We start from the raw sequence: 12,278 nt of genomic DNA on the forward strand, positions 1-12,278 counted from the left end.
GTCGTTGCCACAGGACGTGGCGAACTTAGACTGCCTTCCTTGATTCGCCTTATGCTTGTCGCCCCTAAGCAGGCGCCTTCCGCTTTTCGTAGAAACTTGTTGTAACAGTGAAAAATGTTTGATAGAATATAAATGTTGTGATGCTCTATGCAGGAGGTGGAACAAAGTGCATGCTTTGTTAATGACGTTGCTATTAATCGTATCATTGGCGTTGATCGTTGTTGTATTATTACAATCCGGAAAAAGTGCAGGTCTGTCTGGAGCCATCTCCGGTGGTGCCGAACAACTTTTTGGGAAACAGAAAGCACGTGGGCTAGACTTAGTGCTTCAAAGAGTGACAATTGTACTTTCAATTTTATTTTTCGTTTTGGCAATCGCCATCGTGAAAATTTAATCGGAACTATATAATCGTATAATTGATAAACGCCTGGCCACCCGTATGGTCGGGCGTTTTTTTCACTATGAAAAGGGAAAGATAGGATACATAAGGATTTTTTATTTAGATCTATATCATTTTTAGCAATGATAGAGAAAGGGTGACGGATATGAGAATCGCGCAACCGAAGCCATTCTTTTTCCAAAATGGCAAACGGGCAGTATTACTCTTGCACGGCTTCACAGGAACATCAGCTGACGTACGAATGCTTGGCCGTTTCCTAGAGAAGAAAGGCTACACATCACTGGCGCCGCACTATAAAGGACACGGCGTCCCGCCTGAACAATTGATCGAAACAGGTCCCGATGAATGGTGGGAAGACGTCATTTCAGGTTACAATCAATTGAAGGAAGCAGGCTACGAAGAAATCGCAGTCGGCGGATTATCTCTCGGCGGTGTATTTTCATTGAAATTAGGGGTTAAAATGCCTGTGAAGGGTATTGTAACAATGTGCTCGCCGATGATAATGAAAACACCGGAAAAATTATATGAAGGCGTATTGAAGTATGCTTCGGATTATAAAAGATATGAAGGAAAAACGGCAACTGAAATCGAAGAAGAAGTCGATGCACTACGCGGTAAAACGATGCCGTCGCTCGCTGACTTGAAGCCACTTGTCGATGATGTCAAAGAGCAGCTTCCGGATATCGATGCACCACTCCTCGTCATCCAGTCACGGAACGACAATGTGATCGATCCGGATTCCGCAAATGTCATTTACGATAATGCCGCGTCTGATGAAAAGCAGATCGAGTGGTTTGAAAAATCCGGACATGTCATCACACTCGGTCCGGAAAAAGAACAGCTTCACGAAGATGTATATCAATTTCTTGAATCACTCGACTGGAACGTGTGAAAATGGAATCAGTTGACGATAGTTATGAATGGAGGGATAGTAATTGGATTTTATTGATGAGGAATTAAAATCAAGGCTATTGAATTTCATGAAAGAGGAATCGTATAAACCAATGACGGTTCAGGAAATCCAAGAGGCATTAGAGATTCAAGGGGCAGCTGAGTTCAAGGAACTCGTAAAAATGCTCGTGCAGCTTGAACAAACAGGTGAGATTGTACGCTCCCGCACAAACCGTTACGGCGTTCCGGAGCGCATGAACTTAGTAAGAGGTAAATTCATCGGACACGCGAAAGGGTTCGGTTTCGTCACGCCGGAGACGGATGGAATGGACGACATCTTCATTCCGCCGCCGGAAGTTAACGGGGCGATGAACGGGGATATTGTACTTGTCCGAGTTTCGAAAGGCGACTATGGCGACCGTCGCGAAGGATCAATCATTAGAATCGCTGAACGGAAAACGACGAAGGTTGTCGGGACCTATCAGGATAACCGCGGCTTCGGCTTTGTCATCCCGGACGATAAGAAGCTGCCGATGGATATTTTCATCGGAAAAGGGAATTCACTCGACGCCGTCGAAGGACATAAAGTCGTCGTGGAAATTACAGAATGGCCGAGCGAGTTGAAATCCGCAACCGGTATGGTCGTCCAAATCCTTGGACATAAAAATGATCCTGGCGTCGATATTTTATCGATTATCCATAAACACGGGATAGAAGTAGAGTTCCCTCCTGAAGTGATGGAGCAAGCAAACAAGACGCCGGACGAAGTGCAGGAAAAGGATCTGTTCAAACGCCGCGATCTACGAGAGGATCTTGTCATTACAATTGACGGAGCCGACGCGAAGGACTTGGATGATGCCATTTCCCTCGTGAAAAATGAAGACGGAACGTACACATTATCCGTCCATATCGCTGATGTCAGCTATTATGTAGAGGAGCACACACCGCTCGATGAAGAAGCGTACGACCGGGCGACGAGCGTCTATTTGACGGACCGAGTCATCCCGATGCTTCCGCATAAGCTATCGAATGGCATCTGTTCCTTGAATCCTCACGTGGATCGTCTGACGATGTCTTGCCAGATGACAATCGACCGGAACGGAAAAGTGATCCACCATGAAATATTTGAAAGTGTCATCCAATCGAAGGAACGGATGACGTATACGGACGTCTATAAGATCATCGGGGAAAAAGATGAAGAGCTCATGAAGAAATACGAGCATATCGTCCCGATGCTGAATAATATGGCGGACCTTGCATCAATTCTGAGGCAGAAACGGATCGACCGCGGAGCCATCGACTTCGACTTCAAGGAATCAAAAGTGATTGTTGATGAACAAGGTTGGCCGACCGATATCGTGATTAGGGAACGTACAGCGGCGGAACGCCTCATCGAGGAATTCATGTTGGCTGCGAACGAAACGGTTGCCGAGCATTTCCACTGGATGCAAGTGCCGTTCCTCTACAGGATCCATGAAGATCCAAAGGCGGAAAAGCTCCAACGATTCTTTGAATTTCTGACTAACTTCGGAATCGTCGTCAAAGGGACGGGGAATAAAGTGCATCCTCGCGCGTTGCAGGAAATTGTCGAGTCAATCGAAGGCATGCCGGAAGAGACAGTCATTTCAACAATGCTCCTCCGCTCGATGCAACAGGCGAAGTATTTCGAGGAAAGCCTCGGCCACTTCGGATTGTCAGCTGATTTCTATACGCATTTCACATCACCAATCAGACGTTATCCGGACTTGATCGTTCATAGATTGATCCGCACGTATTTGATTAACAAGGATGTTTCATCCGAAACGATCGCACATTGGAACGCTAACATGTCTGAGATCGCTCAGCACACGTCCGAGCGTGAACGACGGGCAGTCGATGCGGAACGCGATACGGACGCACTGAAGAAGGCACAGTACATGCTCGATAAGATTGGTGAAGAGTTCGATGGAGTCATTTCATCGGTGACAAACTTCGGTATGTTCGTGGAACTGGAAAACACCGTAGAAGGGCTCGTCCATGTCAGCTATATGACGGACGATTATTACCGTTTCGATGACCGTCAAATGATGATGATCGGCGAGCATACCGGCAAGCAGTTCAGAATCGGTGATGAAGTGACAATCAAAGTCGTTTCCGTCAAACCTGAGGAATCGGCGATCGACTTCGAAATTTCAGGAATGAAGCAATCATTCCACCGAGCACGGAAAGAGTCGCCGAAAGTTATCCATGCGAAGAAACCATCAAGTGGCGGCGGGCGTCGGGGAGATTCCGATAAGCCTAAAGGCGACAAGAAAAAAGGCGCACCTAGCCAGAAGAAGAAGTTTTACGAAGGTGTAGCGAAAAAGAAGAAGAAACAAGCTCCGAGAAAGAGAAAATAAACGTGGCGGCATTCGTTGAAACGAGTGCCGCGGCATTTTTAATTAGTGGGGGGTAATAGGACTATGGCAAAAGGTGCAGGGAAAGTACTGGCCGTAAATAAAAAAGCGAATCATGATTTTGCAATTGAAGAAACAATTGAAGCAGGGATTGTACTGCAAGGAACGGAAATCAAGTCGATCCGTAATGGCAAAGTGCAATTACGCGATGCTTTCGTTTTGATCCGGAACAATGAAGCATGGATTTCCAACATGCATATCAGTCCGTACGAACAGGGAAATCAATTCAACCACGACCCATTGCGTTCACGAAAGCTGCTGCTCCATAAGAAACAGATTGCAACGCTGCTCGGGCAGACAAAGCAGGAAGGCTTCGCAATCGTTCCGCTGAAAATGTACTTAAAAGACGGCTTCGCGAAAGTATTGATCGGCATCGGTAAAGGAAAGAAGCTCTACGATAAACGTGAGGATCTGAAGAAGAAGGAAGCGAAACGCGAAGTGGAACGTGCATTCAAAGCGAAACAGCAGTATTGATTTTTACGTCAAAATGTAGTATGATACTAGTAGTGATATAGTTCAGAAGCCTTTCAACAGGCATTCCTGACATCCCTTAAAGGTATAACAACCTTTACTAACGGGGACGTTACGGATTCGACAGGGGTGGTCTGGGCTTGAGCTGCGCGTCGGAGGGATCGTCTCCGTCAGAAACGACAGTTAATAATAACTGGCAAAACAAACAACAACCTAGCATTCGCAGCTTAATAAGCTGATGAATCTGCCTAGCAGTTCCATCGCCCATGTGGCATTGTTAGGCTCACTTATTAGTGGGATACGGTAACGGTCGCCTCCTGAGGCAGTTGCAAGAGATTATCAGGATAGCGCTCAAGACGCCTTGATTGACGGCATAATGCAGTGCGAATCGCAAGTAGTCAATCTACACGCGTAGACGCTGAAGTAGCAGAGCCTTTGGACGCGGGTTCGACTCCCGCCGTCTCCATAATTAAATGGACTGGTACAAATAGTCGTATAGAGATAGGGGTATTGAGCGGGAGCTGGACTCTTGGGCAATATCCCTATTTTTATGCTTTAGGATGGATGTTCATCAAAAGTCAGCGAATTAGAATGAAAGTTACTAATAAAGGTCAAAGGTATACTTCATTAATATAAGTACATTATATTTATTGAATGGGTTTTCTTTATAGAAGAGAATAGAAAAGTAGGTGAACAAAGTGGGGAAATATCAATTGGATAACAAAGGTAAAGCGGCTGTGACAAAGTATCATGAAAAAAACAAGCCGGCCAAATTTGATAAAAAGCAGCAACTGGAAAAGCTACGTGCGGAGTATTTGAAAAAAAAGCAAAAACAAACAGATAATGAATAGCAATGAAAACATAGGAAGACGAAAATCTCCCTATGTTTTTTCTTGTCCTAAGTTATGGAAATAAAAGAAATAGAAGAGAGACCTTCTATTTCTTAAAGGGAATATTCAACAATTCCGGAACTGTGACAAACTCGTACCCTTGCCCTTGGAGTGTCGGAATAATTTGTTGAAGTGCTTCGATTGTATTGGTCCTATCTCCACCCGATTCTGCTCCATCGTGCATGAGAATAATCGCGCCTGGATGAATAATGTCTAACACATTTGAAGCAATAACTTCCGGCGGGTCTTCCTGCCAATCCAACGAATCAACCGACCAGCCAATCACGTAATAGTCCATGTCGCGTAGCTTTTCGACTAATTCATTGTATAAGAAGCCATATGGTGGTCTAAATAATTTTGTCCGGTAACCAATAATACCGTTTAGAGCGTCCTCCGTTCGAGTTACTTCCCCCTCTAGGGTATCGAGGTCGGATTCTTCCACAAGATTAGGATGGGCGTACGTATGGTTTCCGATTACATGCCCCTCGTTTTGCATGCGCTTGACAATTTCAGGATTTGCAACCGCTCTTGAACCTAACACGAAAAATGTTGCTGGTACATTGTACTGTTTCAATACATCTAATACATCATTTGAAAACCGCGGGTCAGGACCATCATCAAAAGTTAAAGCAACTCGTTTTTCATCGGTAGGGCCTTGCAAGAAAAATATATCTGGATACCGCTGTTGTAAAATTCTTAGGTCAACAGGCTGCTGAGGGTCTCGACCGGAACTTTCAGATCCTCCGTCAAGGTCAGGCAAATCCTCTTCAGGAACACCTTGTATGACCGCTTTCGGCCATTGCCACGATACATTTACCAACGGTTCCTCATTCGCTTGAACAGTCGTGATATCTGTTATATGAAAACTAAATAATAACCCCGTAACCAACAACCACTTGAATAGTAGATCTTTCATCCATTCATCTCCTTTTTGTATTCCTTCGTGTTGATAACAGAGGCTATTTAATATCACCATTGTTATTTTTGACGAAAGCGGGTTATTTATTCAAAAAGAAGTGAACGAGGCTAAACGGGGACTTTACGGATTCGACAGGGGTGGTCTGGGCTTGAGCTGCGCGTCGGAGGGATCGTCTCCGTCAGAAACGACAGTTAATATAACTGGCAAAACAAACAACAACCTCGCATTCGCAGCGTAAGCTGTTGAATCTGCCTAGCAGTTCCATCGCCCATGTGGCATTTTTAGGCTCACCTATTAGTGGAATACGGTAACGGTCGCCTCCTGAGGCCGTTGCAATAAACTACCAGGATAGCGCTCAAGACGCCTTGATTGACGGCATAATGCAGCGCGAACCGCAAGTAGTCAATCTACACGCGTAGACGCTGAAGTAGCAGAGCCATGGACGTGCTATCTTTATCAGCCATATTTAACTATGGAGACGGTGGGAGTCAAACCCAGTCGTAACAATGATTAAAAAGATAGGGGTATTGAACGAGAGCTGGGATCTTGGGCAATATCCCTATTTTTAAGTTATAGGATGGATAAAAAGATTATATGCTCATTCATCTAAAAGTTCTAAGCACCTTTAAATGAAAGTACCTACACCAAAACCAGTACACTAATAAAGGTAAAAGGTATATCTCATTGGAATAGGTACATTATATTTGTTGATAGGTTATCTGTAATGAAGAGAAATGAAGAGTAGGTGAACAATGTGGGGAAAAATCAATTAGATAACAAAGGTAAAGCGACTGTGACAAATTATCATGAAAAAAACAAGCTTGCCAAAATTGATAAAAAGCAGCACCTTGAAAAAATACGCGCGGAATATTTGAAGAAAAAGCAAATACAAACAGATATATAATTATGAATGAAAAAATAGGAAGACTAAAATCGCCCATGTTTTTCTTATTCTAAGTTCACTTGTTCAATTTTAATTAAATAATTATACGAGTTCCTGGTATTGTAACTAAACAAGGAAGGGTACAATATATATGTGTTTGGTTGCCATATCAATATCCATTTTACGAGGCCGTTGCAAGAGATTATCAGGAAAGCGCCCATGACGCCTTGATGGACGGCATAATGCAGTGCGAATCGCAAATAGTCAATTTCCAAGCATAGACGCTGAAGTATTGGAGCTTATGGAAGGGGTTCGACACCCACATTCTCCATAAAAATTATAAATAGCATGGAAAGAAGCATGAACTCTCTGGAATGGAGAGTTCATGCTTCTTTATTTTAAGTTAGGGCCGTATTTAATCTGAGAAGCACAAAATAGCAGTAAATAACCTGTATTCCAATTCATTCCTCAAATATGATAAAATAGTCATAATGTATGTGGTTAAATTTACTTAATCCCAGCGCAACTGCAATATAAAAGATGGGGAGTTGATACCGCTTGAACAAGTTTACTGCCAACTACTGTTACTCAAACTCAAATTTTATCATATCGAACCTCCCTGTCCAACCAATAGATAGTACTTTTTCTAACCTAATACGCATCACACAAAATATAATTATGCGGGGCGCTCCTACTATCGCATCTATTTATATTCGTGAACAATTAGGATTAAGTCGGGACTATCTTAAGGATATGGAAAAGGTAGCATTTTTATCAGATGAGAATCTTAATTGGACACGGACCATTAAAGGTGATGTTAGTAGAAACGACTTCCCGGCACATCAATTTTATAATGACTTGCCTGAAATTCTGAAAAGTGTCGGTTTTATACGAAATCTTATTATTGCAGAATGCCCGATTCATGATATTCTTCCTGAAGTAAATGGGGCTTTTCATAGACAACAAGTCGATTTCTATATTCCGTTATTACGAACAGTAATCGAAGTTGATGGAAGCAGTCATCAGGTGCATCAGCAGAAAAAACACGATAAACAGCGGGACAATCTCTTCAGCCGTAATAGAATCAAAGTAATCCGAATCTTAACACACGAAATCCGTATGAGAAATTATGAGCCTTTCAAACAGCAATTCCGAAAAGTATATATGGATCATAAAGAGACGATTAACGTTTATAAAAAGTACTTATCTATATCACCCGAACAAATTGAAACTCAAGTACAGCTATCGTCAATTGTTCGTATACAAATTCTTATTTTAGAGCTGCTGGATAGAGGAGTTCTATCTCTTGAAGATAGAACATGGCGATTAAATATTCGAGCTCACGATGCGGAAAGTTTTTTGGAGATAGCGATTATTGACTTAGAAAAATGGCTTGGAAATATCGCTGCTCTTCTTGATATTAAAATTGAATTTCCAGAGATTCAAATTAAGGTATTCGACAATGCTAATGATTTGCCTATTGATCAAGAGCAGATAAATATAGATTTTGACATATTTAAACGTTGGGATGAAACGGTACATCAAAAAAATGTCTACTTTATCCGAACGGATTTTGACGATAATGCAAATTATTTTTCAGTTAAAATAAATGAGTCTGTTACCTACAAGTTGAGAAAGGAATTTCATGAAAAACAATTGAAGTTCTTACTAGAGAATATTTTTGGTCACAAAGAATTCAGAGACGGACAACTTGAGATCATTATAAATTCATTAAATGGAGAGGACACAGTTGGTCTATTGCCAACTGGTGGAGGAAAATCACTGACATATCAGCTCTGTACGTTATTACATCCTGCGATCAGTTATGTAGTAGCCCCAATCAAATCCTTAATGGCTGACCAAATTGAAAATGCGAAAACAAGGCACTATATCAGCCATGTCGCTTTCATCAATAGTGATTTGTCTCCAGGAGAAGCAGAAAGTATCCTAAATGATTTTTCTAAAGGAAAGTACATTTTCTTAATCATCTCCCCGGAGCGTTTTCAAATAAAAAAGTTCAGGGAAGAGCTGGAGATAATTAATCGGAGCAAAGCTATCGCAATTGCGACAATTGATGAAGTGCATTGTCTTTCGGAATGGGGACATGATTTTCGTACTGCTTACCTATCTTTGGCCAATACGATCAGGCGGTATACGCCTTCAGCACGGTTTTTGGCGTTGACTGCAACAGCTTCTTCCAAAGTGCTAAAGGATGTTATGACCGAGTTAGGGATCGAGCCGTATAATATCATTACTATTTCTGATTTTAAACGACCAGAATTACTTTTTGATATCCGAAATGTACCAAGAAACAAGAAAACAGAACAACTAATTGAGATCCTAGGTGAAAACAAGAAGATAGAAGGACCGACCGTAGTATTTACACCTTTAGTGAACAGGAATACCGGATGTTACGAATTGAGCTTGGCCGTCAAGAATAAGACTGGAATGAAGTCTAATTTCTATTCAGGAAGCAAGCCTAAAAAATTTGAAGTTGCAAATTTTAATAAATATAAAGATGAGATTCAAAGGTCCTTCATGAATGATGAGATTGATGTTCTGGTAGCAACAAAAGCTTTTGGAATGGGCGTTGACAAAAGCAACATTAGAAGAACAATCCATTACGGTATACCGAATTCCCTTGAATCCTTTTATCAAGAGGCGGGAAGGGCCGGACGGGATAGGGAATCCTCAGAATGTATTATCCTATATAGCCCCGATAGGCTCGATAGTGAAAGTGAAGTTGTCATTTTCGGTATGGCGACGGATGTGGAAAGAATGATATTGCATGAAAGAAAGTTATCAGGTGATTTGACCACATCACTCTTTTTCCTGAGAAATTCATTGATGAATATCGAATCTGAAATCGTGGCTCTTTGCAAATTCTTTGAGGGGTATCTGTTAAATGCCGGAAATACTATTTTAATTCCATTCAAAAGCGAAAGTGAGATGGGGATGATTGAGAGATCCATTTATCGATTCACTCTTATTGGGATCACGTTAGATTGGACGATTGATTGGAACAAAAGATTGATTGAAGTTGAGATAGAAGACTGGACAGAGGAAATTGTGTTAAATGCTTTGGAAGCACATATCCAAAAATACGATTTCAATTTTTCTATTACTGATGAAAGTTCCACTAATGAACTATCAAAGCGTTTCCACGAAAGTAATGAGGGGATTATCAAAAAAGCTCTTCGTGTCCTATTGACTTGGTATAACGATAATATCAGCTATTCTAGAAAACGCTCACTGTTATTAATGAAGCAATATGCAGATGAATTCACAGACAGTGCAACTATGCAGGACAAGCTTGCGACATATTTCAAGAGAAATGATGATATTTTTCTATTGGAAAAGATTGTCGGGGATAAAAAGAAAATAAAAGACTGGTACAAAATCTTCTTTATTCAGGAGGAAGGTAAGGAACTGCAACAGCGTCAGTTAAGTTCTTTCAAGGATCTTTCGATTCAATGCAGCCGTTTTTTGGAAAGCGAGAACAATAATACTGCATTAAATTTAATTTCCGGAATGCTTAAATTGCAGCAAGGGAATTTCGAATCTATAGATGGCAAACAAAGGATGGAATCTGCAATAAGGGAGATATCTAAGTTGCAAAATAGTGTTAGAAAACAGATGCTTGTCTCTATACTTTACACCTCCAAAAGTTATTTTGATGACGAAAAAAGAAATGAACTGAGCCGAACCTTAATAGATAATGGTTATGATCAAATGGATGATCTTAAAGAAATTCATCTTACCTTAGAAGACCCTACAAGTTACCGTTGTATGATAAAAGCATTACACACAAAATTACAAGGACAGAAAGGAGTGGGGTATCCGTGGGAGATTTAAAACAAATCGAATTGCTTGAAGTATATATAGAGGATTTTGGTAAGGAGTTGAACAATGTTAAAAAAGCTTCTGATTATTTAGAGCTAATAGAGAAATTTCAAGAAGAAGTAACCCGGACGACAAATATTTTAGATCAATCAAAAGAAAGTATCGTAATACATCAAGGAATAATTGATTCTAAGCTAGCTCTTTATCAGTCAATTCTTCAAAATATCGAACAAAAGCAAAAAGTAATTGAGGGAAAACAAGAAGAACTAACACAAAAGTTTGGCATTCAATTTGAAAGACAGAATGATCAACTAAATGAACTTTTAGAATCAATGAAGGAATTCAACCAGCTAACAAAAGGTATGATTGAACATCAGTTTGAAACACAGCAGGCTGCGTTTAAGAAGCTATCAGCCAAAAATTTTGTTTTCTTCTGTGTGAATGCGGTTTTTGGAATCGGAATTATTGTGTTAATAATAATAAAGTAGTGAACTGGCAACACAAACAACAACCTAGCATTCGGAGCGTAAGCTGATGAATCTGCGTAGGATGAGGACGGTTCATTACAATAATCTAATATCTTCGCAAATAGATGCTTCGGAAGAAAATGATTGTGCGGCAGGTAGTTTTTTATAAATGAAAGTAGTTATGGCCCTATCTTATACATTCATCGGTAGTATTTCTTATTCAATTATTTATCTTTTAAAGACCAAGTCATAGGATATATATATTAAGATGTACTTATTGTGAATAATTAGTAAACCCTTATGGTATGGATGAGATATTAAGAGGTGGCGAGGAGAAATGAGAAAGCTAGTAATTATTTTTTGCTTTCTACTTGCAGGTTGTAGTGGTTACTCCGAAAAAGACTTAGGAAAAGCAAGAGATGAAGGGTATAAACAAGGGTATGAAGAAGGATATGCTATGGATGAAGAGGAAGCTCAAGAGAGTATGAAAACAGCATATAATGATGGACATGAATATGGTTTTACTGAAGGATTTTCTTTAGCTCAAGAGGAGGCTAAAGTGAGTATAGAAACAGCATACAATGATGGACACGAAGATGGCTTTACTGAAGGTTATGTTCTAGCTGAAGAGGAAGCTCAAAAGGTTCAAGAAACAGCATACACTGAAGGTTATGTAGCGGGGGTAGCAGCATCACGAAGCTATTCGAATAATTCGGATGGCAACTTGGGTGACATTTCTTATTCAATTAAAGGTAGCTTAAATACCCTGGGGACACCCTCGATTGATATTGATGGATATGATTGGAGATTCATGCTGGATTACGATAAGAGGGATCTAATTGAGGCTATTGCAGAAAATCAGGGTAAATATTTATCTCGTGACGAAGTGGATAACATCATTTATTTAATAGATGGTTATTATGAAAATGGTATGAAGTACAAAACAGTCGGAGAAGTACTGGAAGAATTATAACTTTCATAAATATTAAACGGAAGAATTAGAAACACCCGAAATGAACGAGTCAATTCCACTATGGAAAGGCTCTTCCGAATATGGTCTTAGCTTTTCTGAATCCTTG

10 protein-coding genes and 2 other RNA genes are annotated in these 12,278 nt (G+C 40.6%); 11 read left to right on the top strand and 1 reads right to left on the bottom strand.

Annotation, left to right across the window (positions count from 1 at the left end):
- Nucleotides 1-166: 166 nt before the first annotated feature.
- The 6 genes from secG (at nt 167) to OC538_RS16365 (ending at nt 5,048) form a co-directional block, all read left to right on the top strand.
- Nucleotides 167-394, top strand: a complete 228-nt coding sequence (gene secG, locus OC538_RS16340; protein WP_262177367.1) for a preprotein translocase subunit SecG — start codon at nt 167-169, stop codon at nt 392-394.
- A 151-nt stretch (nt 395-545) separates the two neighbouring features.
- The gene (locus tag OC538_RS16345; RefSeq protein ID WP_262177370.1) at nt 546-1,292 is read left to right on the top strand and encodes an alpha/beta hydrolase; all 747 of its coding nucleotides are present in this window, start codon (nt 546-548) and stop codon (nt 1,290-1,292) included.
- An 88-nt stretch (nt 1,293-1,380) separates the two neighbouring features.
- Entirely contained in the window at nt 1,381-3,669 is a 2,289-nt protein-coding gene (gene rnr, locus OC538_RS16350; protein WP_262177842.1) for a ribonuclease R, read from the top strand.
- A 63-nt stretch (nt 3,670-3,732) separates the two neighbouring features.
- Nucleotides 3,733-4,200, top strand: a complete 468-nt coding sequence (gene smpB / locus OC538_RS16355) for an SsrA-binding protein SmpB (protein WP_262177372.1) — start codon at nt 3,733-3,735, stop codon at nt 4,198-4,200.
- 102 nt (nt 4,201-4,302) lie between these two features.
- Nucleotides 4,303-4,666, top strand: a transfer-messenger RNA (tmRNA) gene (ssrA, locus tag OC538_RS16360).
- Between the two features lie 244 nt (nt 4,667-4,910).
- A complete protein-coding gene (locus tag OC538_RS16365; RefSeq protein WP_262177871.1) occupies nt 4,911-5,048 on the top strand; it encodes a hypothetical protein in 138 nt (45 codons plus the stop codon).
- A gap of 85 nt (nt 5,049-5,133) precedes the next feature.
- On the opposite strand, the gene OC538_RS16370 is transcribed toward OC538_RS16365, so the two are convergent.
- The gene (locus OC538_RS16370) at nt 5,134-6,003 is read right to left on the bottom strand and encodes a polysaccharide deacetylase family protein (protein WP_262177374.1); all 870 of its coding nucleotides are present in this window, start codon (nt 6,001-6,003) and stop codon (nt 5,134-5,136) included.
- Between the two features lie 124 nt (nt 6,004-6,127).
- Between OC538_RS16370 and ssrA (OC538_RS16375) the strand changes: the two genes are divergently transcribed.
- The 5 genes from ssrA (OC538_RS16375) (at nt 6,128) to OC538_RS16395 (ending at nt 12,172) form a co-directional block, all read left to right on the top strand.
- Nucleotides 6,128-6,455, top strand: a transfer-messenger RNA (tmRNA) gene (gene ssrA / locus OC538_RS16375).
- Nucleotides 6,456-6,760: 305 nt separating this feature from the next.
- Nucleotides 6,761-6,910 (top strand): hypothetical protein, encoded by a 150-nt coding sequence (locus tag OC538_RS16380; protein ID WP_262177376.1) that lies wholly within the window; start codon nt 6,761-6,763, stop codon nt 6,908-6,910.
- Nucleotides 6,911-7,447: 537 nt separating this feature from the next.
- Nucleotides 7,448-10,744: a RecQ family ATP-dependent DNA helicase gene (locus tag OC538_RS16385; RefSeq protein WP_262177378.1), complete on the top strand. Its 3,297-nt coding sequence runs from the start codon at nt 7,448-7,450 to the stop codon at nt 10,742-10,744.
- On the top strand, nt 10,732-11,220 hold the full coding sequence (locus OC538_RS16390) for a hypothetical protein (RefSeq protein ID WP_262177379.1): 489 nt from the start codon (nt 10,732-10,734) through the stop codon (nt 11,218-11,220). The genes OC538_RS16385 and OC538_RS16390 overlap by 13 nt, the downstream gene beginning before the upstream one ends.
- A 316-nt stretch (nt 11,221-11,536) precedes the next feature.
- On the top strand, nt 11,537-12,172 hold the full coding sequence (locus OC538_RS16395; protein WP_262177381.1) for a hypothetical protein: 636 nt from the start codon (nt 11,537-11,539) through the stop codon (nt 12,170-12,172).
- Nucleotides 12,173-12,278 lie beyond the last annotated feature (106 nt).

It is taken from the genome of Saccharococcus sp. Marseille-Q5394 (assembly GCF_946901335.1).
In the GTDB taxonomy this organism is placed as follows: Bacteria; Bacillota; Bacilli; order Bacillales_A; family Planococcaceae; genus Sporosarcina; species Sporosarcina luteola_C.